General features: G+C 71.7%; 25 protein-coding genes. 13 read left to right on the top strand and 12 right to left on the bottom strand.

Annotation, left to right across the window (positions count from 1 at the left end; translation table 11 throughout):
* Position 1: 1 nt before the first annotated feature.
* The 5 genes from ACTHJJ_RS11345 to ACTHJJ_RS11325 are packed head-to-tail and all read right to left on the bottom strand — an operon-like array spanning position 2 to position 4,289.
* On the bottom strand, positions 2 to 1,219 hold the full coding sequence (locus tag ACTHJJ_RS11345) for an acyl-CoA dehydrogenase family protein (protein ID WP_440303050.1): 1,218 nt from the start codon (positions 1,217 to 1,219) through the stop codon (positions 2 to 4).
* The gene (locus tag ACTHJJ_RS11340) at positions 1,220 to 2,245 is read right to left on the bottom strand and encodes a phosphotransferase family protein (RefSeq protein WP_440303049.1); all 1,026 of its coding nucleotides are present in this window, start codon (positions 2,243 to 2,245) and stop codon (positions 1,220 to 1,222) included. It abuts the gene before it with no gap.
* Positions 2,242 to 2,694, bottom strand: a complete 453-nt coding sequence (locus tag ACTHJJ_RS11335) for a MaoC family dehydratase (RefSeq protein ID WP_440303048.1) — start codon at positions 2,692 to 2,694, stop codon at positions 2,242 to 2,244. The genes ACTHJJ_RS11340 and ACTHJJ_RS11335 overlap by 4 nt, the downstream gene beginning before the upstream one ends.
* Positions 2,695 to 2,708: 14 nt before the next feature.
* Positions 2,709 to 3,470: a 3-oxoacyl-ACP reductase FabG gene (gene fabG, locus ACTHJJ_RS11330; protein WP_440303047.1), complete on the bottom strand. Its 762-nt coding sequence runs from the start codon at positions 3,468 to 3,470 to the stop codon at positions 2,709 to 2,711.
* A gap of 24 nt (positions 3,471 to 3,494) precedes the next feature.
* A complete protein-coding gene (locus tag ACTHJJ_RS11325) occupies positions 3,495 to 4,289 on the bottom strand; it encodes an SDR family oxidoreductase (protein WP_440303046.1) in 795 nt (264 codons plus the stop codon).
* A gap of 139 nt (positions 4,290 to 4,428) precedes the next feature.
* Here ACTHJJ_RS11325 and ACTHJJ_RS11320 point away from each other — a divergent pair, with 139 nt between their 5' ends.
* The 11 genes from ACTHJJ_RS11320 (at position 4,429) to ACTHJJ_RS11270 (ending at position 15,655) form a co-directional block, all read left to right on the top strand.
* Positions 4,429 to 5,007, top strand: coding sequence for a TetR/AcrR family transcriptional regulator (locus tag ACTHJJ_RS11320; protein ID WP_440303045.1), 579 nt, complete (start codon positions 4,429 to 4,431; stop codon positions 5,005 to 5,007).
* Between the two features lie 49 nt (positions 5,008 to 5,056).
* A complete protein-coding gene (locus tag ACTHJJ_RS11315; protein WP_440303044.1) occupies positions 5,057 to 5,869 on the top strand; it encodes a hypothetical protein in 813 nt (270 codons plus the stop codon).
* A gap of 92 nt (positions 5,870 to 5,961) precedes the next feature.
* Entirely contained in the window at positions 5,962 to 6,510 is a 549-nt protein-coding gene (locus tag ACTHJJ_RS11310; protein ID WP_440303043.1) for a PspC domain-containing protein, read from the top strand.
* Positions 6,511 to 6,767: 257 nt separating this feature from the next.
* Entirely contained in the window at positions 6,768 to 8,309 is a 1,542-nt protein-coding gene (locus ACTHJJ_RS11305; RefSeq protein WP_440303042.1) for an ATP-dependent DNA ligase, read from the top strand.
* Between the two features lie 30 nt (positions 8,310 to 8,339).
* The gene (locus ACTHJJ_RS11300) at positions 8,340 to 9,494 is read left to right on the top strand and encodes a serine hydrolase domain-containing protein (protein WP_440303041.1); all 1,155 of its coding nucleotides are present in this window, start codon (positions 8,340 to 8,342) and stop codon (positions 9,492 to 9,494) included.
* 9 nt (positions 9,495 to 9,503) lie between these two features.
* A complete protein-coding gene (locus ACTHJJ_RS11295) occupies positions 9,504 to 10,415 on the top strand; it encodes a MurR/RpiR family transcriptional regulator (RefSeq protein WP_440303040.1) in 912 nt (303 codons plus the stop codon).
* A gap of 170 nt (positions 10,416 to 10,585) precedes the next feature.
* Entirely contained in the window at positions 10,586 to 11,542 is a 957-nt protein-coding gene (locus ACTHJJ_RS11290; protein ID WP_440303039.1) for an N-acetylmuramic acid 6-phosphate etherase, read from the top strand.
* Positions 11,542 to 12,861 (top strand): extracellular solute-binding protein, encoded by a 1,320-nt coding sequence (locus ACTHJJ_RS11285; RefSeq protein WP_440303038.1) that lies wholly within the window; start codon positions 11,542 to 11,544, stop codon positions 12,859 to 12,861. The genes ACTHJJ_RS11290 and ACTHJJ_RS11285 overlap by 1 nt, the downstream gene beginning before the upstream one ends.
* 13 nt (positions 12,862 to 12,874) lie before the next feature.
* Entirely contained in the window at positions 12,875 to 13,774 is a 900-nt protein-coding gene (locus ACTHJJ_RS11280) for a carbohydrate ABC transporter permease (RefSeq protein WP_440303037.1), read from the top strand.
* A complete protein-coding gene (locus tag ACTHJJ_RS11275; RefSeq protein WP_440303036.1) occupies positions 13,771 to 14,676 on the top strand; it encodes a carbohydrate ABC transporter permease in 906 nt (301 codons plus the stop codon). The genes ACTHJJ_RS11280 and ACTHJJ_RS11275 overlap by 4 nt, the downstream gene beginning before the upstream one ends.
* A 13-nt stretch (positions 14,677 to 14,689) precedes the next feature.
* The gene (locus tag ACTHJJ_RS11270; protein ID WP_440303035.1) at positions 14,690 to 15,655 is read left to right on the top strand and encodes an N-acetylglucosamine kinase; all 966 of its coding nucleotides are present in this window, start codon (positions 14,690 to 14,692) and stop codon (positions 15,653 to 15,655) included.
* A 179-nt stretch (positions 15,656 to 15,834) separates the two neighbouring features.
* Here the strand turns inward: ACTHJJ_RS11270 and ACTHJJ_RS11265 are convergent, their stop codons facing one another.
* Positions 15,835 to 17,100: an NAD(P)/FAD-dependent oxidoreductase gene (locus tag ACTHJJ_RS11265; protein ID WP_440303034.1), complete on the bottom strand. Its 1,266-nt coding sequence runs from the start codon at positions 17,098 to 17,100 to the stop codon at positions 15,835 to 15,837.
* Positions 17,101 to 17,237: 137 nt separating this feature from the next.
* Between ACTHJJ_RS11265 and ACTHJJ_RS11260 the strand changes: the two genes are divergently transcribed.
* The gene (locus ACTHJJ_RS11260; RefSeq protein WP_440303033.1) at positions 17,238 to 18,827 is read left to right on the top strand and encodes a PucR family transcriptional regulator; all 1,590 of its coding nucleotides are present in this window, start codon (positions 17,238 to 17,240) and stop codon (positions 18,825 to 18,827) included.
* Positions 18,828 to 18,908: 81 nt separating this feature from the next.
* Here the strand turns inward: ACTHJJ_RS11260 and ACTHJJ_RS11255 are convergent, their stop codons facing one another.
* Positions 18,909 to 19,097: a BldC family transcriptional regulator gene (locus tag ACTHJJ_RS11255; RefSeq protein WP_034715789.1), complete on the bottom strand. Its 189-nt coding sequence runs from the start codon at positions 19,095 to 19,097 to the stop codon at positions 18,909 to 18,911.
* Between the two features lie 299 nt (positions 19,098 to 19,396).
* Between ACTHJJ_RS11255 and ACTHJJ_RS11250 the strand changes: the two genes are divergently transcribed.
* Complete coding sequence (locus ACTHJJ_RS11250) at positions 19,397 to 19,588, top strand: DUF3073 domain-containing protein (RefSeq protein WP_440303032.1); 192 nt, start codon at positions 19,397 to 19,399, stop codon at positions 19,586 to 19,588.
* A 122-nt stretch (positions 19,589 to 19,710) separates the two neighbouring features.
* Here the strand turns inward: ACTHJJ_RS11250 and purM are convergent, their stop codons facing one another.
* The 5 genes from purM to ACTHJJ_RS11225 form a co-directional block, all read right to left on the bottom strand.
* Positions 19,711 to 20,811, bottom strand: a complete 1,101-nt coding sequence (gene purM / locus ACTHJJ_RS11245; protein WP_440303058.1) for a phosphoribosylformylglycinamidine cyclo-ligase — start codon at positions 20,809 to 20,811, stop codon at positions 19,711 to 19,713.
* Positions 20,812 to 21,053: 242 nt separating this feature from the next.
* Entirely contained in the window at positions 21,054 to 21,965 is a 912-nt protein-coding gene (locus ACTHJJ_RS11240) for a hypothetical protein (protein WP_440303031.1), read from the bottom strand.
* A 184-nt stretch (positions 21,966 to 22,149) separates the two neighbouring features.
* Entirely contained in the window at positions 22,150 to 23,721 is a 1,572-nt protein-coding gene (gene purF / locus ACTHJJ_RS11235) for an amidophosphoribosyltransferase (protein ID WP_440303030.1), read from the bottom strand.
* A 107-nt stretch (positions 23,722 to 23,828) separates the two neighbouring features.
* Positions 23,829 to 24,386, bottom strand: coding sequence for an RNA 2',3'-cyclic phosphodiesterase (thpR, locus tag ACTHJJ_RS11230; RefSeq protein ID WP_440303029.1), 558 nt, complete (start codon positions 24,384 to 24,386; stop codon positions 23,829 to 23,831).
* 12 nt (positions 24,387 to 24,398) lie between these two features.
* On the bottom strand, positions 24,399 to 25,583 hold the full coding sequence (locus ACTHJJ_RS11225) for a CaiB/BaiF CoA transferase family protein (RefSeq protein ID WP_440303028.1): 1,185 nt from the start codon (positions 25,581 to 25,583) through the stop codon (positions 24,399 to 24,401).
* Positions 25,584 to 25,746: the final 163 nt, after the last annotated feature.

The following is a 25,746-nucleotide window of genomic DNA, read 5'->3' as shown; positions in this document are numbered from 1 at the left end:
GTTAGCGCGCGTGGCGCCGGAGCTCGGCCTTGGCGAGGGAGTTCTTGTGGACCTCGTCCGGGCCGTCGGCGAAGCGCAGCGTCCGGATCCCGGCGAAGGCCGCTGCGAGCTCGGTGTCCTGCGAGAGGCCGGCCGCGCCGTGCGCCTGGATCGCCTTGTCAAGGACCCACTCGACGGTCATCGGCGTCGCGATCTTGATCGCCTGGATCTCGGTGTGCGCGCCCTTGTTGCCGACGGTGTCCATGAGCCAAGCCGTCTTGAGAACGAGGAGCCGGAGCTGCTCGATGCGGACACGTGACTCCGCGATCCAGTCGCGGATGACGCCCTGCTCGGACAGCGGCCGGCCGAACGCGACCCGCTCCGACACGCGACGGCACATCGCGTCGATGGCCATCTCGGCGACCCCGATCGAGCGCATGCAGTGGTGGATCCGTCCCGGGCCGAGCCGGGCCTGCGCGATTGCGAAACCGCCGCCCTCCTCGCCGATGAGGTTGCTCGCGGGCACCCGGACGTCCGTGAGGGCCAGCTCGGCGTGGCCGCCGTGGTCGTGGTCGTCGTAGCCGAACACCTCCATTCCGCGGACGATCTCGAGGCCGGGGGCGTCGCGCGGGACGAGGACCATCGACTGCTGGCGGTGCCGCTCGGCGGTGGGGTCGGTCTTGCCCATGAGGATGAAGACCTGGCAGTCCGGGTTCATCGCCCCGGTGATCCACCACTTGCGGCCGTTGATGACGTAGTCGTCACCGTCCCGCCGGATGCTCGTCTCGATGTTGGTCGCGTCGCTGCTCGCGACCTCGGGCTCGGTCATCGCGAAGGCGGACCGGATCTCCCCGCGCAGCAGCGGCTCGAGCCACCGCTCCTGCTGCTCGGGCGTGCCGAACTGGGCGAGCACCTCCATGTTGCCCGTGTCGGGGGCGGCGCAGTTGAGGGCGGCCGGCGCCAGCCGGAGGCACCGTCCGGTGATCTCGGCGAGCGGGGCGTACTGCAGGTTGGTCAGCCCCGCACCGCGCTCCCCGGGGAGGAAGGCGTTCCAGAGCCCGCGCGCCCGCGCCTCGCCCTGTAGATCCTTGAGTACGGGAACGGTGCTCCATGCCCAGCGCTCGTCGAGCGCCCCGACCTGCTCGTCGAAGGTGGCCGCCGCGGGCAGGATCCGATCGTCCATGAAGGCGAGCAGGCTCTCCTGCAGCTCGGTCGTCCTGGTGTCCCAGCCGAAGTCCATTCAGTCCTCCTTGAGCGAGCGCAGGCCCTGCGCGACGAGCGGCTCGACGGCGTCACCGATGGCCTCGAAGCCGGCGCCGACCGTCTGGCCCTTGGTGTAGCGGTAGTGGATCCCCTCGAGGATCACGGCGAGCTTGAAGTAGGCCAGCCCGAGGTGGAAGGCCAGGTCGGACAGGTCCCGGCCGCTAGCCCGCCCATATCGGTCGAGGACCTCGTCCGGGGTGAGGAAGCCCGGGGCGAGGGACGCGTCGGACACGGCCCGGCTGTCGACCATGGCCGGCATGGTGAGGTAGGCGTGCAACAGGGCGACGTCCGTCAGCGGGTCGCCGAGGGTCGCCATCTCCCAGTCGAGCACGGCACGGACGGCGTCGTCCTCGTCGACGAGGAGGTTGTCGAGCCGGAAGTCGCCGTGCACGATGCCCGGTCTCCCCTCGGTCGGCTCGGCGGCCGCGAGCCGCGCGTGGAGCTCGTCGATCCCCGGCACCTCCCGGCTCCGGGACGCGTCGAGCTGCTGCTTCCACCGGCGGACCTGCCGTCCGAGGAAGCCCTGGGGGCGGCCGAAGTCGCCGAGGCCGACCTCGTCGGGGACGACTTCGTGGAGGGCGACGAGGGTGTCGACCATCCGCTCGCTGATCCCCCGAACCCGTTCTGCGCCAAGCTTCTCCAGCTCGGCGGCCAGACGGTATGGCGTGCCGGCGACGTGCTCCATGACGTAGAACGGCGCGCCGATGACCTCCGGGTCGGCGCACGCGGCATGCATCTGCGGGACGGGGACGGCGGTGTCCCGCAGCGCCGACATGACCCGGTGCTCGCGTCCCATGTCGTGCGCCGTCGCGAGGACGTGCCCGAGCGGTGGGCGCCGAACGATGACGGACCGCCGCCCGTCCGTCACGGCATACGTGAGGTTGGACTTCCCGCCGGCGATCACCTCCGCCTCGAGCGGGCCGCCGAGCAGCCCGGGGACCGCCTCCTCGAGGAAGCGGGCGAGCGGCTCGAGCGGCAGCCCGGGCGGGTCGGGACGGGTCATGCCACGTAGACCCACACGACGTCTGCGACGCAGGCCGGCTTCGGTGCGCCCTCGATCTCGACGGTGACCCGGACGACGGCCTGGCTGCCGGTCGGTGCCGGGGTGAACTCGACCAGCTCGGCCGACGCCCGGATGCGGCTGCCGACCGGGACCGGAGAGGGGAACCGGACCTTGTTCGCGCCGTAGTTGAGCCCCATCCGGATGCCCTCGACGGCGTAGATCTCGGCGACGAGGCCCGGCAGGAGCGACAGGGTCAGGTAGCCGTGCGCGATCGTCCCGCCGAAGGGGCCGTCCTTGGCCCGGACCGGGTCCACGTGGATCCACTGGTGGTCACCGGTGGCGTCGGCGAAGAGGTTGACCTGCTCCTGCGTGACGGTGTGCCAGTCGCTCTGGCCGAGCGGCTCGCCCACCGCGGCGGCGAGCTTCTCGAGGCTGGGGAAGGTGCGCATCGTGGTCTCCCTGCTCAGTCCTTGGGCCCGCCGGCCACGTAGATGACCTGGCCGGAGACGAAGCCCGCCTCCTCGCTGGTGAGGAACGCCGCGACCGCGGCGATGTCCTCGGGCTGGCCCACGCGCTGGACCGGGATCTCTTTGGCGCTGTAGGCGATGAAGTCCTCGAAGGGCACCCCGAGCCGGTCGGCCGTGGCCTTCGTCATCTCGGTCTGGATGAAGCCCGGTGCGATCGCGTTCGCGGTGACGCCGAACTTGCCGAGCTCGATCGCAAGGGTCTTGGTGAAGCCCTGCAGGCCGGCCTTCGCGGCGGAGTAGTTGACCTGGCCGCGGTTGCCGAGCGCCGACGTCGACGAGAGGTTGACGACCCGGCCCCACTTCGCGTCGGTCATGTACTTCTGGGCGGCCCGGGTCATCAGGAACGAGCCGCGCAGGTGGACGCCCATGACGCCGTCCCAGTCGTCGACCGTCATCTTGAAGAGGAGGTTGTCGCGGGTGATGCCGGCGTTGTTGATGAGGATCGTCGGCGCGCCGAGCTCGCTCGCGACGCGCTCGACCGCGGCCTGGACGGCTGCCTCGTCGGCGACGTCGACTCCCACCGCGATGGCGTTGCCCCCGGCGCTCGTGATGGCGTCCACCGTTGCGGCACAAGCGGACTCGTCGAGGTCGAGCACCGCGACGGCGTGGCCCTCCTCGGCGAGCCGCTTCGCGACGGCGGCGCCGATGCCGCGTGCGGCTCCCGTGACGATGGCGGTGCGGGGCGTCTGTGCGTTCACTGGTTCTCCTCGGGTGGTGACCGGTCAGGCCGGGCCGGTCGGACGGGGTGTCGCCTCGAGCTTCTGCTCGAGCCTGTTCATGCCGTCGAGCCACGCGTCCGTGTCGGTGGCCCGGCGGATGTAGTAGTCCCGCACCTCGGGGTGCGGGAGGACCAGCGCCTCGCGGGTCTGGAGCCCGCGCCATACGGCGTCGGCGACCTGCTCGGGCGCGAGCGCGGTGTCGCGGCTCAGCACGCCGGCGAGCGGCCCGGACTGCTCGAGGAGGCGGGTCTGAACGCCTTGGGGGCAGACGGCCTGGGCGACGACGCCGCGGTGCCGGTAGGTCGCGTTGAGCCACTCGACGAGCGCGACCGCCGCGTGCTTGCTGACGGAGTATGGCGCGTCCCCGAGCATCGTCAGCAGGCCGGCTGCCGATGCGGTGACCACGAAGCGACCGCTCCCGCGCTCGACCCAGCCGGGCACGAGGCGACGTGCGACGCGGACGTGCGCCATGACGTTGACGTCGAGGATCCGGGCCCAGTCCGCGTCGGGGGTGTCGAGGCCGCCCATGAGGGCGAAACCCGCGTTGCTGAAGAAGGCGTCGACCTGGCCGAGCTGCTCCTCCGCGGCCTCGATCAGCGCCTCGACACCCGCGTCGGTGGCGACGTCGGCGACCACGGCATGGGCGCTGAGCGCCGCTGCAGTCCGGCCGAGTTCGTCTGCGTCCACGTCCGAGACGACAACCTCCCACCCCTCCGCGACGAGGCGCGCCGCGATCGCCCGGCCGATGCCGCGGGCCGCCCCCGTGACGACGGCTCTCGGGGCGAGGATCTCCGGCACGGCGGTTCCTTAGGCGTGGGTGATTGCGGGGGACATGAGCGCTTGCTTACCATGACGAGTCAGCGCGTGGTTCGTCAAGTACCTGTGGGCCACGTCATCACGGAGGAAGCATCGGAGGAGCCGAGTGCAGCGACAGGGTGTGAGCGAGCCGACCGCGGCGCAGCAGCGGATCCTCGATGCCGCTGCCGTGTGCTTCGGCGAGCGCGGCTTCCACGGGACGACGACGCGCGACATCGCCAAGCAGGCGCAGCTCTCCCCCGCCGTGCTCTACGTCCACTATCCGACGAAGGAGGACGTCCTCTACGAGATCTCCCGGGCCGGCCACGTCGCCGCCCTCGAGATCCTCCGGGCGGCCGCCGGGAGGGGCGGCACCCCCACCGAGCAGCTCGGCGAGCTGGCCCACGACTTCGCCCTGTGGCACGCCCGCAGCCACGCGATCGCCCGGGTCGTCAACTACGAGCTGGGCGCGCTGACGCCCGAGCACTACCAGGAGATCGCGAGCCTGCGGCGGCAGATGGAGCAGGTGACCCGGGACGTCCTCGAGGCGGGGCTGCTCACCGGCGAGTTCGCCCTCGCCAACCCGTCCCTGACGGCGCTCGCGGTGCTGAGCCTCAGCGTCGACCTCGGCCGGTGGTTCCGCACCGCCGGGGCCTGGCAGCCCGAGGACATCGCGAAGCACTACCGGGAGCTCGCCATCCGGATGGTCGCCGCGCCCTGATGGCGGGGCGTGCAGGGTCCGGGCAGCCTCGTGGGACAGGATCGACGGCATGACCGGGTTTGCCGCAGCCATCGCCGGCACGCTGCTCTACGGGGTGGCGTCGGTCGCCCAGTCGTATGCCGCGCAGCGGGCCACGGGGGCAGCCGTCCTCCGCCATCCGGTGTACCTGGTCGGCCTCGGCTGCGACCTGCTCGCTTGGATCGCTTCACTCGTGGCCCTGCGCTCCCTGCCGCTCTTCGCGGTCCAGTCGCTGCTCGCCGGCTCGCTCGCCGTCACGGTGGTGCTGGCCGCACTCGTCCTCCACGTTCCGGTCGGTCCGGCTGGACGCGTCGCGACGGCCGGGGTCGTCCTCGGGCTCGTCCTCGTCTCGTGGTCGGCGGGGCCGGAGTCGACCCAGGCTGCCCCGGGGTGGTTCGTCGCCCTCCTCGGCGGGCTCCTCGCCGCCGTCGCCCTCGCCGCCCTCGCGCTCTATGGGCGGGGTGGCTCCATCGCGCTGGCCGCCGTCGCGGCCCTCGGCTTCTCGGGCGCGGCAATGGCTGCGCGGGCGCTGGCAACGGCGCCACTCGACGTGGGCCACCTGCTCACCGACCCCGTGGCGTGGATGGTCCTGGCCTTCGGCGTCGTCGGCGCGGTCCTCTACGCACGGTCCCTGGAGCGGGGCGAGGTCGGTCCGGCGACGGCGACGCTCTGGGTCATCGAGGTGCTCGTACCTGGGGGCCTCGGTGTCCTGGTGCTCGGCGACACCGTGCGGCCGGGCACCACGGTCCCCGCACTCGTCGGCATCGCCCTGGCGGTGATCGGCACGGTCGTCCTGGCCCGTTCCGGCGCCGGTGAACCGAGTCATCCCCAGGTGGCCGACTGAGGCGGCCCCGGGCAGGGATCGGGGATGGCTCAGGGTCGGGTCAGGGCTGATCCGCATAGCCGCACCGCTGGGCTCCGCGACAGTCTTGAGACATGACGAACCAGATCTCCCCCGCAGCCCACCGTCTCGACGCGTTCTACCGGGCACTGCGCCGCCCCGGGATCACCCGCCCCACACGCGGCCGGTGGTTCACGGGTGTGGCCGCGGGTCTCGCGAACAAGATCGGGGTCGACCCGATGGTGGTGCGAATCGGCTTCGTGCTGACCTCGTTGTTCCTCGGCGTCGGCGTCGCCGCGTATCTCGTCCTGTGGCTGCTGCTGCCGTCGCAGGACGGCACGCTCCGTATCGAGCGGGCCCTCAAGGACGGGGACGTCCCGTCCGTCGTGCTCCTGGTCGTCACGGCGATCTCCGTGGTCGGCCCGGGCGCGCCCTTCTGGGGCGGCTTCGCTGGCTTCCACCTCTTTGGGCTGATCGCCCTCGCGGCAGTCGCCTACTGGTTCATGGGCCAGCACCGGTCCCGCGGCGGCCGACACAACTCGACCCCGGCCCAGGCAGAGCACAGCGACCCGTGGCGGGTCGAGCCGACCAACCCGGTCCCGGACGACGCCCCCCGGCCCGGCACGGAGGACCCCCGCGGCTGACCCAGACGCACGGCAGTGGGGCCGGCACCCGAGATGGGTGCCGGGCCCACCCGCGTCCCGGCCCGGACCGGACTGGAGCTTCCGATACGTGCAGATGTTGGCGATATGCCGCTAGGCGCGCGAAATACCAACCAACTCTGCAAGAGTTCCCCACCTCTGCCCAGATCACCCAACTCTGGCCCGTCACGGAGTCGTCGGAATGGGCGGAGGCCGCCACACCAGCCCCCAGCGTCGGTGCGGCTTGCCACAATCGGCAGATGCTGCTCTCCGAGATCGTCGAGACGTCGCGCGCTGTGGCGGCCACCTCGTCCCGCACGGCGAAGATCGAGCGCCTGGCCACCACGCTGCGCGGCGCCGCAACCGACGACCCGGCGCGGATCGGCGTCGTCGCGAGCTACCTGTCCGGGTCCCTCCCCCAGCGCCGCACCGGCGTCTCGTGGCGCAGCCTGGGAAACCTGCCGGCACCGGCCGACGAGTCCACCCTCACGGTGGCCGACGTCGATGCCGCGGCGGAGGAGCTGGCCCGCACGTCCGGCTCCGGATCGGGCGCGACGCGCAGGCACATAGTCACCGACCTCTTCTCACGCGCCACCGAGGACGAGCAGGCCTGGCTCCGAGCGACTTTCGTCGGCGAGGCCCGGCAGGGCGCCGCCGACGGGGTGATGCTCCAGGCCATCGCCAAGGCCGCCGACGTCCCCGACGCCGCCGTCCGCCGCGCGGTCATGCTCGCCGGGCGGACCGGTCCCGTCGCCGAGGCCGCCCTCACCGGCGGGTCGGACGCACTCGAGGCCATCGAGCTCGAGGTCGGCCGACCGTTGCGGCCGATGCTGGCGGCCTCGGCCCCCGACGTCGCGGGGGCCCTGGCCACGATGCCCGGCGAGGTGGCCCTCGAGACCAAGCTCGACGGCATACGGCTGCAGGCCCACGTCGACGAGGGCGCTGTCGGCCTGTTCACGCGCACGCTCGAGGACGTCACCGACCGCCTCCCCGAGGTGGTCGAGGCGCTCCGGGCGCTCCCTGTGCGGCAGGCGGTGCTCGACGGCGAGGTCGTCGCGCTCGACGAGGCGGGCCGACCGCAGCCGTTCCAGGTCACCGGGGCCCGGACCGCCTCGAGCGCGGACCCCGAGCGCCTGCGCGCGGAGGTGCCGGTCACGCCATACTTCTTCGACCTGCTCCACCTCGACGGGGAGGACCTCGTCGACCATCCGCTGGCGCAGCGGTGGGAGCGGCTCGCGCAGGTCACCTCTGAGCGGCACGTGGTCCCGCGCATCACGACGGCCGACGTCGAGGAGGCACAGCGGTTCTTCGCGGACGTCGTCGGGGCCGGGCACGAGGGGGTGGTCGTCAAGGACCCCGGCCTGCCCTACGCGGCCGGGCGCCGGGGACCTGGGTGGATCAAGGTCAAGCCGCGGCACACGCTCGACCTCGTCGTCCTCGCCGTCGAGTGGGGCAGCGGCCGGCGCAAGGGCTGGCTCTCCAACATCCACCTCGGGGCGCGCGACGCGGAGTCGGGCGAGCTCGTCATGCTCGGCAAGACGTTCAAGGGGATGACCGACGAGATGCTTCGCTGGCAGACCAAGCGGTTCCGCGAGCTCGCAGCGGGCGACCCGGACGCCGGCTGGGTCGTCGAGCTGCGGCCGGAGCAGGTCGTCGAGGTCGCCTTCGACGGCGTCCAGCGGTCGTCGCGCTATCCCGGGGGTATGGCGCTCCGGTTCGCCCGCGTCATCCGCTATCGCGACGACAAGCCGGTCTCCGAGATCGACACGGTGCAGACCATCCGCACCCTGGCCGGTTGGTGACCCGGCACCGTGACCTGCCCGCGGGCGGGGATGCTCCCTGAGACCCCTCCGGAGGAGGTCGCTCTCGACCCCGGGCCGATCAGGGCCGCGATCGAGCAGATCCGCTCGCACGAGGAGCCCTCGGCCGACAGCCACCCGATGTATGCCGGCGCCGTCGGCCTCATGGGGCACCAGGGCCACGTTGTCGCCCGGGCCGCGTGCGGGTGGGCGCTGCGGTGGGCGGACGCGACGACAGAGCTGCCCCGCGAGGACTGGGTGCCCATCCGTGAGGACACCATCTTCGACCTCGCCTCGGTCTCGAAGCTGTTCACGTCGCTCGCCGTCGTCCAGCTCGTCGAGGAGGGACGCCTCGGGCTCGACACCCGGGTGGCGACGGTGCTGCCGGAGTTCGCCACCGCGGGCAAGGGGGCGGTGACGGTGCGGCAGCTGCTGACCCACACCTCCGGCCTCACCGCCTGGCTCCCGCTGTGGAGCGACCACCCCGACCCGGCATCCCGGATAGGGGCCGTCATGTCGCAGCCCCTCACGGCCCCGCCGGGGACGACCTACCGCTACAGCGACCTCAACCTGATCACCCTCGGCGTCCTCGTCGAACAGCTGCGGGGCGAGGCGCTCGACGTCGTCGTCCACGACCGGATCACCGCGCCGCTCGGGATGCGCGACGCGGGCTACAACCCCTCGGATGCCTCCCGGACAGCCGCCACCGAGTACCAGTTGTCGCCCCGGCGGGGCATGGTCCGTGGAGTGGTGCACGACGAGAACGCCTGGTCGCTGGGAGGGGTCGCCGGTCACGCCGGTGTCTTCTCGACCGCCGACGACTTGGCGGTCCTTGCCCAGGCCCTGCTCGACGGCGGCACCTGGCGAGGCCAGCGGATCCTCAGGCGGGAGAGCGTCGACCTTCTCGTCACGAACTTCACCCCGGCCTTCCCCGGTGACGACCACGGCCTCGGCTTCGAGCTCAACCAGCCGCGCTACATGGACGCACTGTCCGGTCCCCGGACCGCCGGGCACACCGGCTTCACCGGCACCTCGATCGTCATCGACTTCGACTCGGCGTCGTTCGCCATCCTGCTGACGAACCGGGTCCACCCGTCGCGTGACTGGGGGTCGATGGACCCGGCGCGGCGGGAGTGGGCGCGCGGGCTCGCCCTTGCGATAGGCCTCGATCCCGGCGGCAGGCCGTAGCGTAAGCGCATGCCGACGCAGGGGAAGAGGTCACGGGGAGCCAGCACCGGCCGGAGTGACGGCTCCGGAGGCTCGCTCCTCGTCCGCCTGCGCGGGATCCGGCCCTCGCTCTCGCCCGCGGAGGACCGCGTCGCCGAGCAGGTTCTCGGTGACGCGCGCCGAGCCGCCGGCCTGACGATCAGCGAGCTCGCGGCTGCGGCCCGCACGTCCGAGACCACGGTGCTGCGCTTCTGCCGGCGGCTCGGGCTGCGCGGCTACCCGCAACTGCGCCTCGCGCTCGCCGAGGAGTCGGCGCAGCCCCGTTCGTCGTCACCGAAGGTGACCGATATCAGCGCCTCCGACTCGATCGACGACATCATCGCGAAGGTCGCGTTCACCGACGCGAGCGCCGTCGAGGAGACGGCCGAGCAGCTCGACCGGATGGCCCTCGCCGCGGCGGCGAAGGCGATCGCGAGAGCCCGCCGGGTCGACGTCTACGGGATCGGCGCCAGCGCCATCGTGGGCACCGACCTGCAGCAGAAGCTCCACCGCATCGGGGTCACGGCCTTCTGCTGGAACGACCCCCACATCGCCCTGACGAGCGCCACGCTGCTCGGCAAGAACGACGTCGCCCTCGGGATCTCGCACTCCGGCACCACGACCGAGACGGTCGAGGCGCTCGAGGCCGCCGGTGCGAACGGCGCCACGACGATCGCGCTGACCAACTTCCCTGTCTCCCGGCTCGCCTCCGCCGCCGACCTCGTCCTCACGACGGCCGCCCGCGAGACGAGCCTGCGCTCGGGAGCGACGTCGAGCCGCATCGCGGCGCTCACCGTCGTCGACTGCCTCTACATCGCCGTGGCGCAGCACGACCTGCGCCGGGCACGTCGGGCCGTCGAGGCGACGCGTCGCGCGGTCGCCAGCCACCACGTCGACCACTGACGTCGCGTCCACACGTCTGCCGGCCTCACCCACGAACTGACCCGTCGTGGTCGAGCGGGCTGGCGTACCAGCCAGTTCGGCCTCGAACGGTCAGTTCGGGCAGTAGCCATCCACGGCGTTACTGATTTACGCCATTGACGGGTCTGCCGTAGGAATCTAACATCGGCCCCGTGAACGAGGTCAACGTCGACGCTCCCACCGAGGACCGCCATCCCGGCACGACCTCGATCGACACCCAGACCTCGCTCGAGATCCTGCGTGCACTGAACGCCGAGGACGCCACCGTGCCGGCCGCCGTCGCCGAGGTACTCCCCGAGCTCGCTCGGCTCGTCGACCTCACCGTGGAGAGGCTCCGGCGTGGCGGTTCGGTCCACTACTTCGGCGCCGGCACCTCGGGTCGGCTGGCCGTCCTCGACGCGGCGGAGCTGCGGCCGACCTTCAACGCACCGGCCGGCCTCTTCGTCGCTCACCACGCGGGCGGTCCGGCAGCACTCGTCCACGCCGTCGAGAACGTCGAGGACGACGACGACCTCGGCCGCAGGGAGGCCGAGGTCGTCGGACCGCACGACGTCGCCGTGGGCCTGACGGCCACCGGCCGCACCCCGTATGTCGCTGGGGCCCTCGAGCGCGCGCGTGAGCGGGGCGCCACCACAGCGTTGGTCACTGCGAACCCGCAGGCGAGCTCAGCGGCATACGCGGACGTCGTGCTGGCCGCCCGGACCGGGCCCGAGGCACTCACCGGGTCGACCCGCCTCAAGGCGGGGACGGCCCAGAAGCTCATCCTCAACTCGTTCTCGACCGCGGTGATGGTCGGACTGGGCCGGACGTGGTCGAACCTCATGGTCGACGTCGTCGCGACAAACGCCAAGCTGCGTGGCAGGGTCGTGCGGATGCTCCAGCAAGCGACCGGCGCCGGGGAGCCCGAGGCACGGCGGGCCCTTGACGCGGCCGACGGCGAGCTGAAGCCGGCGCTGCTGTCGATGCTCGCTGAGGTCTCGGCCGACGCGGCCCGCGAAGCCATTGCCGCCCACGGCGGATCCGTCGCGGCGGCCCTCGCCGCCCTCAGCGCAGCAGGACCAAGCACCTCCCACGACACCGAGCAGCCCACCACCCGACAGGAGCAGTGATGACCACCAACCGGCCCCTTCACTCCGGTGTACCCAGACGGCGATCCATTCTCGCCGCGGCGACCCTCGCGGGTGCCCTCGCCCTCACGGCATGCTCCCCCTCGTCGGGGGGCTCGGACGGTGCCAAGGACGCCGGGGGCGACGTGACGCTCACGGTGTGGTCCTGGCGCGTCGAGGACCAGGCCGCCTACCGCAAGATCTTCGACGTCTACGAGAAGGCCCACAAGGGCGTCAAGGTCGACTTCAAGCCGTTCAAGTCGACCGAGTACAACAAGATCCTCGCCACGGGCCTCGCCGGCTCTGACGGACCGGACGTCCCCCAGGTCCGGTCGTACGGACAGCTGCAGGCGACCGTCGCCGCCGGCTCACTCCTGCCGCTCGACGGCAAGGTGGACCTCAGCGGGTGGGACGAGAACGTCGTCGCGAGCGCGAAGGGCAAGGAGGACAACAAGATCTATTCCGTGCCACTCGCCCGCCAGACGGTCCAGATGTTCTACAACGAGGGCCTCTTCGAGAAGAACGGCGTGACGCCGCCCAAGACATGGGACGAGTTCATCGCCGCGAACGACACGCTCCTGGCGGCCGGGGTCACGCCGATCGCCGTCGGCGCCAAGGACGACTGGACCCTGCCGATCGTCCACGAGGTCCTCGCCGCGCCCCGCTTCGGGGGCAAGGCCTTCCAGAGCGCGGTCCTGTCCGGCGAGAAGAAGTTCACCGACCCCGACTGGGTGGCGTCGGTCAAGGTGGTCAAGGACCTCGAGAAGTACATGCCCAAGAGCGTCACCGGGGTGGCCGCCACCGACGCCCAGACCCTCTTCAGCGCGGAGAAGGCCGCCATGATCCCCGGCGGGTCCTTCGACCTCGCACCGCTGCAGCAGGCCAACTCGAGCCTCAAGATCGGCGTCTTCCAGGTGCCGCCACCGCCCGGCTCGCCGAGCGGCTCCGCTGCCACGACGCCGGGCTGGGCCGACGGCAACTTCGCCGTGTCGGCCAAGTCGAAGCACCCGAACGAGGCGACCGAGCTCGTGAAGTGGATGGCCACCAAGGAGTTCGGCCAGATGGTCGCCGACGAGATCAAGCAGATCTCCGCCGTGCCGGGTGTCGACCCGTCCGACCCGCTCCTCAAGCAGATGAGCGACAACTACACGAACAACGGCTCGCCCTACCTGCTCCTCACGGACTTCCGTTACGGCACGCCGTCGGGAACCGACCTGCTGGGCAAGGGAATCCAGGAGATGCTGCTCGGCTCGAAGGACGCCGGCCAGGTGAGCAGCGACCTCGACACGGGGGTCAGGGCCTGGTTCAAGCCGACCTCCTGATGGTGTCCACCGGATGAGGCGGCGCACGGGCCTGCTCTTCGCCGCCCCGGCCCTGGTGCTCTTCGGGGTCTTCGTGCTCTACCCGATGGTGACGGCGTTCTCCTACGCCTTCTTCACCTGGCAGGGCACGACCCGAGGCACCTTCGCCGGGGTGGCGAACTTCCATGCCCTCTTCACGAAGGCGCCCTTCACCACCGACCTGCCGCGGGCGCTGCTGCACAACGTGCTGTTCTTCCTCGGCACGATGGCGTTCCAGAACACGATCGGCCTGACCGTGGCGATGCTGCTGCACAGCCGGCCGCGCACGCGCCGGATGCTGCAGACGCTCTATGCGATGCCCTACCTCGTCAGCCCCATCGTCATCGGCTACCTGTGGACCCTGCTCCTGTCGCCGACGTTCGGCCCGGTCAACACGCTGCTGACCCGGATCGGCCTCGAGTCGTGGGCACTGCCCTGGCTCGGCGACCCGAAGACCGCGCTCTGGGTCGTCATCCTCGTCAGCGTCTGGCAGTGGATCGGCTTCCCGGTCCTGCTCTATGGCGCGGCGCTCGGGGGCGTGCCCGAGGAGCTGTCCGAGGCCGCCCGGGTCGACGGCGCGTCACACCGCCAGACGTTCTTCCGGATCGTCCTGCCGCTGCTCGTGCCTGCGATCGGCACTGTCTCGGTCCTGACGTTCATCTTCGCCATGGAGGCCTTCGCGCTGCCCTACGCCTTCGGCGGGTCGACCGGAAACCCAGCGGGGGCAACGGACTTCGTCTCCCTGCTCTTCTACCGTACGGCGTTCGACTCCGGCGCACCCGAGGCGATCGGCACGTCGTCGGCCCTCGCGACGCTGCTCTTCGTCATCATCTTCGGCGGGGCGTTCGCGGCGACGGCCGTGCTGCGCCGTCAGGAGCGGAGGATCACCGGATGACCAGCGCCGTCGTCACCTCCGAGACCACGGCGCCGGGAACAGGCACCCGACGTCGGCGCCCGCCCCGCCGGCGCGGCACCCGCCAGCGGCCTGTCGGAGGCGGCCCGGCCGGCGTCTTCCTCTGGGGCTACGCGGCCTTCGCGATCGTGCCGCTGCTCCTGATGCTGCTCAGCTCCTTCCGCAGCAACGCCGACCTCATCACCGACCCCGTCGGGCTGCCGACCCCGCCGACGTTCGACAGCTACCGGGAGGCCTGGACGACCGGCAGCTTCGCGACGTACTTCGGCAACTCGCTCCTGGTCACGGTCGGCGCCGTCGCGCTCTCGACAGCCGTCTCGACGCTCGCCGCCTATGCCCTCGCCCGGGGGCGGTCGCGGATCTTCCGGTGGCTCGAGTCGCTCTTCCTGTCCGGCCTCATGCTGCCGATCCACCTCGCGATCCTGCCGGTCTTCTACCTCTTCGACAGCATGGGCCTCATCGACAGCCGGCTCGGCCTCGCGCTCATGTATGCCGCGTCCGGCGTGCCCTTCTCGATCTTCGTCCTCACGACGTTCTTCCGACAGCTGCCCGAGGAGCTCGAGGAGGCGGCCGCCCTCGACGGGGCGAGCCCGTGGCAGACGTTCTGGCGGATCATGGTGCCGCTCGTCCGCCCGGCCCTCGCGACCGTCGCGATCTTCCGCTTCGTGCCGATCTGGAACGACTTCCTCTTCCCGCTCGTCCTGCTGCGCCGTCAGGAGAAGTACACCCTCCCCGTGGGGCTGACGACGTTCTTCGGCGAGAACGCGACGAACTTCTCCGCGGTCTTCGCCGGCCTCGTCATCACGACCCTGCCGCTCATCGTGCTCTTCCTGCTCGCCACGAAGCAGATCGTCGCGGGGTTGACCGCGGGCATGGCGAAGTGATCGAGTCACGTGCGTGACTGACTCCCCCGCCGTCGTCGCGGTCGACGTAGGCGGTTCCGGGCTGCGGCTCCAGGCGTCGTATGCCGTTCACCCCGGCCCCGTCCGCACCGCACCCGGGGCGCGGGTCGGGTCCGCAGGCATCGACGTGGCCGGCCTGGTCTCGTCGGCCCTCCACCTGCTGGAGGAGGAGCTCGGACCCGAAGCCGCGCCGCGGTCGCGACCCCACGTGGTCGTCTGGTCGATGCGCGGCCTGCTCATGCTCGCTGACCGGGCCGCCGTCCTCGATGCTGTCGCCGGTCTGGGCGGCCACGACACCGTCGTCGTCAGCGACGCCGTGGCCGGACTGGTAGGCGCGATCGGCGGGGTGCGACCCGGTGCCGTCGTTGCTGCAGGGACCGGTGCCGTCGCCTTCGGCACCGACTTCGCAGACCACTGGAACCGGGTCGACGGGTGGGGCCACGTCCTCGGTGACGCGGGATCCGCGGCCTGGCTCGGGCTCGAGGGCCTCCGCGCGGCTTTGCGGGCGATGGACGGTCTCACCGGTGGCTCCGACCTCCTGCTCGATGCCGCGGCCGAGTTGCTCGGACCGCCCGAGTGCTGGCCCCGGCTCGTCATGACCTCGGCCGACGCGCCGGAACGGCTCGCCTCGGTCTCCCCGCTCGTGACCGCGCTCGCCGAGCGAGACCCGGTCGCGGCGCGGATCTGCCGCGCCGCCGGAACGGCCCTGGCCGAGTCGCTCCTCCGGGCCGCATCAGGACTGGCCGGTCCTGAACCGGTGCTGGTGGCATCGGGCGGGGTCCTGGCCGCAGAGCCGGTCAGGGCCGCCCTCGACGAACGACTGGCCGCGGTGGGCCGCCATCGGGTTCCGACGGCCGGGACGGCGCTCGACGGAGCCCTTGCCCTGGGCCGGCACCTGCTCGCGAGCGGCTCGGTCCCGACCCACGAGCGCTACCTCCTCCACCACCCGCTGTCGAGGTAATCCGCGGACACCACCGTCCGGTAATTACCTCTACCGAGAGCAGCGCCGCGTCGTTCGAGGTAATCCGCGGACACCACCGTCCGGCAATTACCTCGACCGGGCCGGGGAGGTAGCCGCATCCCGGGCGCGCCCACGCACCAACCCCGGGCGCAACCCGGCCATGACCTCCGGCGAGGGCGTCAACGCAGCGGGTTGAATGGGCGCAGCGCCTCGGGCACCTGGCCCGTGACCATCTGCTCGGCGAGCAGACGACCGGTCGCCGGGCCGAGGGTGATGCCCCACATGCCGTGGCCGCCCGCAACGAAGACCCGCGGCGAGCGCGTCATGCCGATGAGGGCGAGGCCGTCCGTCGTGCAGGGCCGTGAGCCGACCCACTCATCCTGACGCTGGTCGAGGTCGGCACCGGCAAGCAGCGGCCGGGCCGCCTCGACGATGGCTCGGATCCGCCGCTCGTCGAGCGGGGCCTCGGGCTTGCGAAACTCCATCATCCCGGCGACGCGGAGCCGGTCACCGAGCGGCGTGCACGCGACCCGGGCCGCCGGGAAGTAGACCGGGCCGTTCGGGACGTGCTCGATCTCGACACTGAACGAGTAGCCGCGCCCGGCCTGGACGACCCGCTTGACGCCGAACTCGCGGGCAAGCCGCCCCAGCCAGGCGCCGGTGGCGACGACGACCGCGTCGAACTCGTCGACGCTGCCCTCGGCGGTCGTGACGACCACGCCTCGGCCGGTGTCGCGAATGTCGCTCACCAGGGCGCCGGCAAGGATCTTGCCGCCGCGCTGGGCGACGGAGTCGGCGAGCGCGTTCACGTACTCGCCGGGGTTCACGTAGCGCTGGCCGTGCAGGACGATCGCGGCGCCGATCGCGTCGGACAGGGCCGGCTCGACCGCACGGGCCTCGTCGCCGGTGAGCACGCTGTACTCCATCGGCTGGCCGGCGTCGCGAATGTGCTCGATCTCCTCGAGCAGCGTCTTGCGCTCCTCGGCCGTGCGGTAGGCGGCGGTGAACGACTTCGCCTCGTGCGTGTGGGCCGCGACCCCACCCTGCTCGAGCAGGTCGAAGCTCTCGAGCGACATGCTGTTGATCGGCACCAGCTGCGTCATGGCCCGCTTCCAGGCCTTCATCGTGCTCTTGCGGGTGAACCCCGCGACGAACTTGAGGAAGTTCGGGTCGGCGCTCGGCGGCACGTAGACCGGCGAGCTCGGGCTCAGCACGGCGCGCAGCCCGTACTTGAGCACGGCCGGCTCCGGCAGGGGCGTCGCGATGCCGGGGGTGAGCCAGCCCGCGTTGCCCCACGACGACCCCGCGGCGACGCCCTCCCGGTCGATCACGGTGACCTCGACGCCGCGCTCCTGCAGGAACCAGGCGGTGGCGAGACCGACCATGCCGGCGCCGACGACGGCGACGCGCTCGGGGACAGGGAGACCGGACGGGGTGATGGCCATGGCAACGCTGCTCTCTGACGAGTGGTAGGAGGACCTCCATCGTCTCCCGTACCCCGCAAGTGCATGTGGTTCCCCCAGGCCAAAGAAGTTACGCTTCATGGTGCGCTGAGCACAGCACGCACGGCACAATGAGCCGTATGTCGCCCACCCTCACCCAGCCGCCGCGCGGCCTGCCCGTGGCGGACGTCGTCGGGACGCTCGGGGGCGGCCTGCTCCGCGTCGTCATCGACGCGCCGTCTGCCCTCGTCGACGACGTGACGGTCGCAGAGCCGGTGCAGGAGCTCTTCGGCCAGGCTCGCGACCTCGTCCTCGGCATCGGGGCCCAGACGGCCGAAGCCGCCGTCGAGCTCGTGACGCGGGCTGCCGCGGGCGGGGCCGCCGCGGTCGTCCTCCGCCGGGCGCTGGCCCGCGACCGCGAGGTCAGGGGCGCCGCCCGACGCCACGGGGTGGGGCTCGTGGAGCTGTCGGACCAGGCCTCGTGGGCCCACGTCGTCTGGCTTCTCCGGGGGGTCCTCGACCGCGCCACGGGGCCGGCAGGCGACGTGACCGGCCAGGGACCGGTCCACGACGAGCTGTTCGCCCTCGCCGACGCCTGCGCCGCCCTCCTCGATGCCCCGGTGACGATCGAGGACACCCAGTCGCGCGTGCTCGCCTACTCGGCGCGACAGGACGTCGTCGACCCGATCCGCGTCTCGACGATCGTCGGGCGCAAGGTGCCGGACGCGGTCCTGACGAGCCTGCGGGGGCGCGGCGTCTTCCGGCGGCTGGCCCGCTCGGCGGAGCCCTTCTACGTCCCGGCCGCGCCGGACGGCTCCCTCCGGCCGCGTCTCGTCGTCCCGGTCCGGGCCGGATCCGAGTGGCTCGGCTCGATCTGGGCGGTCGTCGAGGGCCCACCGCCGGCCGAGCTGCTCCGGTCCCTGGTCCAGACCGCTTCCGTCGTGGCCCTGCACCTGCTCCGGCTGCGCTCGGAGGCAGACCTCGCCCGCCGGGTCAGCGCGGACCGCCTGCGCGCCGTCCTCTCCGGCGACCTCACCGGCGCCGACCAGTGGCTTCCCGCGCCGCCGTGGCGCGTCGTGGCTCTCGGGGCCGGCAACGGCGACGGCACGGCGCAGCCCCTCGACCTGTGGGAGTCGGCGTTCCGCCGCGGCTCCTGGCGCCAGCCCCTGGTGGCGATCGTCGACGAACAGGCCATCGCCCTCGTCCGCGACCCGGCACAGGGGGATGCGAGCCAAGCCCCGGAGCCCGGCACGTGGGCCTGGCTCGTCGACCTCACGGGACGCGTGGTCAGCGATCACCCGTCCGCCCGGGCCGCGGCCGGGGGCGCCGTGACGCGACCTCGGGGCCTCCCACAGTCCCGTGGCGAGGCGCTCGAGGCGCTCACCGCCCTGACGACGGCACGCCTCGCCGGCCCCACGGCCACGGTGGAGCAGGCCTGGGCCCCGGTCACGACGGGCCGCGCGGTGAGCGGCATACGCTCCGGTGCGTTCCTTGGCCCCGTCGTGACCCTGCGGGCCCACGACACCGAGCAGGGCACCGACTACGCGGGCACCCTGGCAGCGTGGCTTGATCACCCCGGTGACCCCCGCGCCGCGGCAGCGCGCCTGCATGTCCACCCCAACACGCTGCGCTACCGGATGCGCCGGCTCACGGAGGTCGTCGACGTCGATCTCGAGGATCCGGAGACTCGGCTTGCGCTCCGCCTCCAGCTCCGCGCCCTCGGCCACTGAGGCGCTGGAAGGCGCGCTCAGGGCCCCGGAACGAACGAAAAGGGCATGCTCACGCATCCCCCAACCTGGCGATCTGTTCAGTTATAGGTCTGCGAGCAGTCCTCGCACCTCGGACTCCTTGTAGCGGCGGTGGCCGCCGAGGGTCCTGATGGACGTGAGCTTGCCCGCCTTGGCCCAGCGCGTCACGGTCTTTGGGTCGACCCTGAACAGCGCTGCCACCTCCGCGGGCGTGAGTAATTTGTCGGTTTCCCGGCGGTCCTGTGTCGTCATGTAAGTGTTCCCCCACCTGCCGCAAGAGCGGCGACACGCCGTGGCTCCTGGCTTGGATGCCACCGCTCCAGCCTAGGGGGCACTGTCGGGCAGGGAAGCACATTCCACGAAAACTTCCCATATCGCGGGGGGCCCGGCGGGCGCGACCGGAGCGGCGACAAGGCGAAATTTGCCCCTCTCATGTAGCGTTAGCACCACGAGAACACACACATTCCCGGGGCCGCTACGCGGACGTCGGGGAACCGCTGGTTCCCCGAGGGGCGATGCCGTCCCGGCACGACGCACGAGGGGGTCACGCCATGGGGCGCGGCCGAGCCAAAGCCAAGCAGACGAAGGTCGCACGGCAGCTCAAGTACTACACGCCTGAGACGGACTTGAGCGCGCTGGAGCGCGAGCTGCACAAGGCGTCCGAGACCGACCGCGAGGACACCTCGCAGTTCAACGGCGACGACTACGACGACTACGGGAAGTGGGCCGCGGGCGAGCGCTGATCTCGCCTCACTCTCTTCACAGGCCTCGTGCACCCGGGTGACACACCCGACGCGGGGATGGCGTTTGCCCGCAGACGCCTTGTCACGGAGTCGACGCTCAGGGCAGGTTCCCGCCCCGGCCGTCAGGCCGGGTGGGAACCGACCACCTGGACGGCGCCACCCTCGACACCCTTGGCCCCACGGACGACCTCCGCGTCCGCGTCGATGGTTGCCTCGTCCTCGGTCGTGACCTCCCCGAGGCGCCAAGCCCGTATGCCGCTCAGCTCGCTGAGCTCGCAGGCGCGGTCGGCCTGGTCCGCGGGCAGCACGACGACGAAGCCGACGCCCTGGTTCAGGGTGCGCTCGAGGTCGGCCTGCGGCACGCGGCCGAGGGCCTGGATCGTGCCGAAGACCGCCGGCGGCGTCCATGTGGCGCGGTCGAGGCGGGCGAACAGGCCGGCAGGCAGGACCCGGGCCAGGTTGGCGGCGAGCCCTCCGCCGGTGACGTGGGACAGGGCGTGGACGTCGATGCCGTCGGTGCCGATGAGGCCGAGCAGGGGCTTGGTGTAGATCCGCGTCGGCTCGAGCAGCTCCTCCCCCACGGTGCGGCCGAGCTCGTCGACGTGCCTCTCCAGGCTCCAGCCGGCGGCGCCGATGACTCGGCGCACAAGGCTGTAGCCGTTGCTGTGCAGGCCGCTGCTCGCGAGCGCGACGATGGCGTCCCCCGGGCGGACCCGGTGCGGGCCGAGGACGTCGTCGTGCTCGACGACGCCCGTGGCGGCGCCCGCGACGTCATACTCGTCGGGGTCGAGCAGGCCCGGGTGCTCGGCCGTCTCCCCGCCGACGAGGGCGACGCCCGCCTCCTCACAGGCGCGGGCGATGCCGCCGACGATGGCGGCGATCCGCTCGGGCACGACCTTGCCGGTCGCGATGTAGTCCGTCATGAAGAGCGGCTCGGCCCCGCACACGACGATGTCGTCGACGACCATGCCGACGAGGTCGAAGCCGATCGTGTCGTGCTTGTCGAGGGCCTGCGCGATCGCGACCTTGGTGCCCACGCCGTCGGTGCTCGTGGCGAGGACCGGACGCTTCATGCGGGCGAGGGCACTGGCGTCGAACATCCCGGCGAAGCCACCCAGCCCACCGAGCACCTCCGGCCGGGTGGCGCGTCGGACCGAGGCCTTCATCAGCTCGACGGCACGGTCACCCGCCTCTACGTCGACCCCGGCCGCCGCGTAGGTGATCGGCGTCCCGGTGGCATTCGACGTGGCATCGGACGTGGGCCCGGCGCTGGTGGCGTCGTCGGTGGCCGGTACGGCTGGCTCGTGCGTCACCGCGCCAGCCTAGCGGCGCCCTTCCCCCGCCCAGCTAAGCCTCCCCTGGACCCGGATCGAGGTATTTACCGGTCAGTGGTGTCCGCCGATCACCTCGAACCGGCTGCCCGCCCTCCCGGTCGAGGTAATTACCGGTCAGTCGTGCCCGCCGATCACCTCGAACCGCGAAGCCCGTGAGCTACCTGCTCCATGAAAGCGTCCTCATAGAGCCGGAGCCCGATGAGGTCCATGCGCAAGACCCGGTCCCGCCCCAGGCTCACTGCATTGCGGCGCAGGTTGTCGTCCGTGACGGCAAGCCCTTCGCGGTGCTGCGCGCCGTCGATCTCCACCACGAGCCCATAGCCGTCCCACCGCACGTCAAGATAGATCCGGCCGCGTGGCCCTCTCATGATCGCCTGACGGGTCGGCTCGGGAAGTCCTCGAACGCGGCACATGCGGGCGAAGTCGAGTTCCCCGAGCGACTGCACTCCGCCGGCAATGTCGGAGAGCATCAGCTTGATGAATCGGCGTCGCTTGCGGCCCTGCAGGTGGCCCGACCACGTCGCAAGATCCTCCGCTGTGGTGAGGCGCTGCTGCACTGCCATCAGGAGGATCAGGGCCGCCTGCCGATCTGACACCGCCCAGTAGGCACCTCGCAACGCAGCTACTGGGGGACGGGTTCGCGGTATGCCTGCGGGAACCACCTCGCCTTCGACTCGCCGGATCACCTTGTGCAGGCGGACGCCACTCACCTTCTTCACCGCACAGGTGTGCACCACGGAGACATGCAGGATCTGTTCGGCGTAGCCCTGCAAGCCAGCTGCCTGCAGCGCGGTCACTCCATCGAGCACGGCAACCTTTGCGCCCGTCTCCCAGATGGCCCGCCAACGTTGCCCTTCGAGACCAAGTGGACCGGTGTGCAGTCCGACTGTCTGAAGGCCGTGTGTCACCCACCGCCCGGAACGCGCCTCGGTGCGGACGTCGTCGAAGCCGATGCCGACGGTCTGTAGCCAGTCCCTGGAGACGACACCGGCACCGGCAGTGGGGGCCGAATGTGCGAGCTGCACGCGTTGCTGCCTGAACATGGCTCGAACCCTGCCGAGCACCGTGACACTGGGGCGACCGTTGCTCCCGCGCCTGTGGACAGCGCTGCGCGCCCGGCAGGGATGTGGGCTCGCCGAAGCGCACCGTCCCTGACCACGCCAGGTTCGAGGTATTTACCGGTCAGTGCCGTCCGCCGATTACCTCGAACCGGCGAGGGAAGGCGGTCTACGGGTGGTCGAGCGCGCCGGACCCGCCGGTGCCGACGCCGATCGGCACGCCCTCGACGTCGGTGTCGATCGACCGGTCGTGACCGGTGCGGACCTCGAGCGGCAGGGTCTCGAGGACGTGCTTGCCGACCCGGCCGTCCTCAGGCAGGGCGATCGGGTAGCGCCCGGTGAAGCACGCCGTGCACAGCGACGAAGCCGGCTGCCCGGTCGCCTCGACCATCCCCTCCTCGGAGATGTAGCCGAGCGAGTCGGCACCGATCGACGCCCGGATCTCCTCCACCCCGAGGCCCGTCGCGATGAGCTCGGCCCGGGTCGCGAAGTCGATCCCGTAGAAGCACGGCCACTGGACTGGCGGCGACGAGATCCGCACGTGAACCTCGGCCGCGCCCGCCTCGCGGAGCATCCGGATCTGCGCCCGCTGGGTGTTGCCGCGGACGATCGAGTCGTCGACGACGACGAGGCGCTTGCCCCGGATCGTGTGCTCGAGCGGGTTGAGCTTGAGCCGGATGCCGAGCTGCCGCAGCGTCTGGGACGGCTGGATGAAGGTGCGCCCGACGTACGCGTTCTTGACGAAGCCCTGCCCGAACGGGATCCCCGACTCCTGCGAGTAGCCGACCGCGGCCGGCACCCCCGACTCCGGCACACCGATGACGAGGTCCGCATCCACGGGGTGCTCCCGGGCGAGCGCACGGCCCATATCGACCCGCGCCTCGTGGACGACCCGGCCGCGGATCACCGCGTCCGGCCGGGCCAGGTAGACGTACTCGAAGACGCACCCCTTGGGCTGCGCCTCGGCGAACCGGTGCGACCGCAGCCCGTCCGCGTCGATGGCGATGAGCTCACCCGGCTCGACCTCGCGGATGACCGCGGCACCGATCGTCTGGAGCGCCGCCGTCTCCGACGCGACGACCCAGCCGCGCTCGAGGCGCCCGAGCGCGAGGGGACGGACTCCCCAGGGGTCGCGCGCGGCATACAGGGTCTGCTCGTCCATGAAGACGAAGCTGAACGCGCCGCGGAGCTTGGGCAGCAGGTCGAGCGCCGCCTCCTCGGGGGTCTTGTCGGGGTCGGCGGTGAGCAGCGTCGTGACGAGGGCGGTGTCGGAGGTGTTGCCGCGCGCGAGCTCGCCGGTGACCCGCTCGCCGCCGAAGTGCTCGTCGACCATCTCGCGCAGCTCGACGGTGTTGATGAGGTTGCCGTTGTGGGCGAGCGCGATGGTCGTGCCGTGCCCGGAGCCGCCGAGCGTCGGCTGCGCGTTCTCCCAGATCGAGCCGCCGGTGGTCGAGTAGCGCGTGTGCCCGATCGCGATGTAGCCCCGCAGCGAGCTCAGCGCCGCCTCGTCGAAGACCTGCGACACGAGGCCCATGTCCTTGTAGACGAGGATCTTCTCACCGTCGCTCGTCGCGATCCCGGCAGACTCCTGTCCCCGGTGCTGGAGCGCGTAGAGCCCAAAGTAGGTGAGCTTCGAGACCTCCTCGCCGGGGGCCCAGACGCCGAAGACCCCGCAGGCATCCTGCGGGCCCTTCTCGCCGGGAAGGAGGTCATGGGACAACCGACCGTCACCGCGTGCCACGGGCCCGATTCTCGCACAGCCACCTCGGTGCCCCGTCCCACGAGAACCCAAGAGGTATGCCGTTGAGCCGCTCTCGGAGGGCGGCTCGCTCCCGCTGCCTCCCCATCTCAGGCGAGGGGGAACTCGCCGACGACCTCATAACGGGGCCGACGGCCCCGGCCCTCCCCGAGGTGTGACTCGATGAGGTGGACCGCGCCGACCCGCCATTCCGGGCCCTCGTAGGCGCTGAGGGCGCGGATCCAGCGGGTGGCCTCGGTGGGGCGGCGGAACCGGCCTAGCGTCACATGCGGGTGGAACCGGGTCCCGTCGGGCGTCGCCCCCGCCTTGTTGAATGCGTTGCGGACGGAGGCGCCGAGGGGGCTCAGCCCGCCGGCCGGGTCGGCGACGCCCGCCCAGAGGATGCGGGCGGCATACGGGTTCGGGAAGGTGCCGGCGCCGAGGATGGCGAGGGAGAACCGCTTGCTGCGGTGGCCCGCGTGCCCGAGGCGTTCGCCGAGGTCGTCGAGGAGGCGGTCGGGGGCGGACGGGCTGAAGGCGAGGGTGATGTGCCACTGGCTCGGGTCGGTCCAGCGGATCCCGTCCGAGGCCTCGATGCGCGGTGTGAGGTGCTCCTCGAGGTCCGCCAGGACCTCGTCAGGAGGCACGATCGCGGCGAAGAGGCGCATGTCTTCAGGGTGTCATGCCTGGACGGCAGCCCCCGAGTCGATGAGCGCGTCCACGTCCTCGATGCCCCAGGCCGTGAGGGCTTCGCGCGTCCCGGAGCCCGCGGCCGGTGGCGGCGTGGTCAGGGCACCCGGCGTCCGGGAGAAGCGCGGCGCGGGCGCGGGCTGGACCAGCCCGTCCCGCTCGACATAGGTGCGGCGGGCCGCGAGGTGCGGGTGCCCGGGTGCCTCGGTGAAGTCGAGGACCGGCGCCACGCACGCATCGGTGCCCTCGAGGAGGGCCGCCCACTGGTCCCGGGTGCGGGTGCGGAAGGTGTCGGCAAGAAGGGCCCGAAGCGCCGGCCACGTGCTCGGGTCGCGGCGGTCGGGTGCTGTGTGCGCGAGGCCGAGCCGCTCGAGCAGGACGGTCCAGAACTGGTCCTCGAGGGCGCCGACGGCGAGCCACCCCCCGTCGCTCGTCTCGTAGACCGAGTACCAGGGCAGGCCGCCGTCAAGCGCGTTGGTGCCGCGCTCGGTCGACCAGGCTCCCCCGCCCACGAGGCCCACGAGGAGGGTCGCGAGGTGGGAGGTGCCGTCGACGATGGCGGCGTCGACGACCTGGCCCCGGCCGCTGTGACTGGCCTCGAGCAAGGCGGCGAGGATGCCGACGACGAGGTACATCGCGCCGCCACCGAAGTCCCCGACGAGGTTGAGGGGCAGCTGCGGTGGCCCGCCGGCGGAACCGATCGCAGCGAGGGCGCCCGTGATGGCGATGTAGTCGTTGTCGTGCCCCGCGGCCTGGGCCAGCGGCCCGTCCTGGCCCCAACCGGTCATGCGCCCATAGACGAGGCGCGGGTTGCGCTCGAGGCACGCGTCGGGCCCGAGGCCGAGACGCTCGGCGACGCCCGGGCGGTAGCCCTCGACGAGGACGTCCGCCCCCTCGACGAGTCGCAGGGCCGCGGCGAGCCCGTCCGGATGCTTGAGGTCGAGCGCGACCGAGGGCCGGCCACGCCGGAGCAGGTCGGCCTCGGGCGGCATCGGCAGCGGCAGGGGCGACGGTCCCGGCCGGTCGATCCGGATCACGTCGGCGCCGAGGTCGGCGAGCAGCATGCAGGCGAACGGGCTGGGCCCGATGCCGGCGAGCTCCACCACCTTCGTGCCCGTGAGCGGGCCACCGCGCTGCGACCTCGCCGGGTCGGGGCCGCCTGTCGTGCTCGTCATGGCCCGATCATGCCCGACCCCTGTGGGAAACCTGAGGCGCCTGAGACGCACCGCTCACTCGACGTTGAAAGGAGACTGCCACTTTGGGACGAGTGGGACGCACCGCTCACTCGAGTGGCAAGGGCTTGCGCCCTCCCCTCCGTCGAGTGAGCGCTCCGTCACG

This window comes from Intrasporangium sp. (assembly GCF_051961875.1).
Classification (GTDB): domain Bacteria; phylum Actinomycetota; class Actinomycetes; order Actinomycetales; family Dermatophilaceae; genus Intrasporangium_A.
The sequence above is the reverse complement of the archived record's forward strand: the minus strand, read 5'-3'. Positions and strand labels throughout refer to the sequence as shown.

Excerpts from the sequence above, each read along its gene's own strand:
- ACTHJJ_RS11265 (WP_440303034.1), bottom strand. The coding sequence starts at position 17,100 with ATGGCCATCACCCCGTCCGGTCTCCCTGTCCCCGAGCGCGTCGCCGTC.
- ACTHJJ_RS11275 (WP_440303036.1), top strand. The coding sequence starts at position 13,771 with ATGACCAGCGCCGTCGTCACCTCCGAGACCACGGCGCCGGGAACAGGC.
- ACTHJJ_RS11345 (WP_440303050.1), bottom strand. The coding sequence starts at position 1,219 with ATGGACTTCGGCTGGGACACCAGGACGACCGAGCTGCAGGAGAGCCTG.
- ACTHJJ_RS11300 (WP_440303041.1), top strand. The coding sequence starts at position 8,340 with ATGCTCCCTGAGACCCCTCCGGAGGAGGTCGCTCTCGACCCCGGGCCG.
- ACTHJJ_RS11305 (WP_440303042.1), top strand. The coding sequence starts at position 6,768 with ATGCTGCTCTCCGAGATCGTCGAGACGTCGCGCGCTGTGGCGGCCACC.
- ACTHJJ_RS11260 (WP_440303033.1), top strand. The coding sequence starts at position 17,238 with ATGTCGCCCACCCTCACCCAGCCGCCGCGCGGCCTGCCCGTGGCGGAC.
- ACTHJJ_RS11225 (WP_440303028.1), bottom strand. The coding sequence starts at position 25,583 with ATGACGAGCACGACAGGCGGCCCCGACCCGGCGAGGTCGCAGCGCGGT.
- ACTHJJ_RS11240 (WP_440303031.1), bottom strand. The coding sequence starts at position 21,965 with ATGTTCAGGCAGCAACGCGTGCAGCTCGCACATTCGGCCCCCACTGCC.
- ACTHJJ_RS11295 (WP_440303040.1), top strand. The coding sequence starts at position 9,504 with ATGCCGACGCAGGGGAAGAGGTCACGGGGAGCCAGCACCGGCCGGAGT.
- ACTHJJ_RS11280 (WP_440303037.1), top strand. The coding sequence starts at position 12,875 with ATGAGGCGGCGCACGGGCCTGCTCTTCGCCGCCCCGGCCCTGGTGCTC.
- thpR (WP_440303029.1), bottom strand. The coding sequence starts at position 24,386 with ATGCGCCTCTTCGCCGCGATCGTGCCTCCTGACGAGGTCCTGGCGGAC.
- ACTHJJ_RS11255 (WP_034715789.1), bottom strand. The coding sequence starts at position 19,097 with ATGACGACACAGGACCGCCGGGAAACCGACAAATTACTCACGCCCGCG.
- ACTHJJ_RS11335 (WP_440303048.1), bottom strand. The coding sequence starts at position 2,694 with ATGCGCACCTTCCCCAGCCTCGAGAAGCTCGCCGCCGCGGTGGGCGAG.
- ACTHJJ_RS11315 (WP_440303044.1), top strand. The coding sequence starts at position 5,057 with ATGACCGGGTTTGCCGCAGCCATCGCCGGCACGCTGCTCTACGGGGTG.
- ACTHJJ_RS11285 (WP_440303038.1), top strand. The coding sequence starts at position 11,542 with ATGACCACCAACCGGCCCCTTCACTCCGGTGTACCCAGACGGCGATCC.
- ACTHJJ_RS11250 (WP_440303032.1), top strand. The coding sequence starts at position 19,397 with ATGGGGCGCGGCCGAGCCAAAGCCAAGCAGACGAAGGTCGCACGGCAG.
- ACTHJJ_RS11310 (WP_440303043.1), top strand. The coding sequence starts at position 5,962 with ATGACGAACCAGATCTCCCCCGCAGCCCACCGTCTCGACGCGTTCTAC.
- ACTHJJ_RS11340 (WP_440303049.1), bottom strand. The coding sequence starts at position 2,245 with ATGACCCGTCCCGACCCGCCCGGGCTGCCGCTCGAGCCGCTCGCCCGC.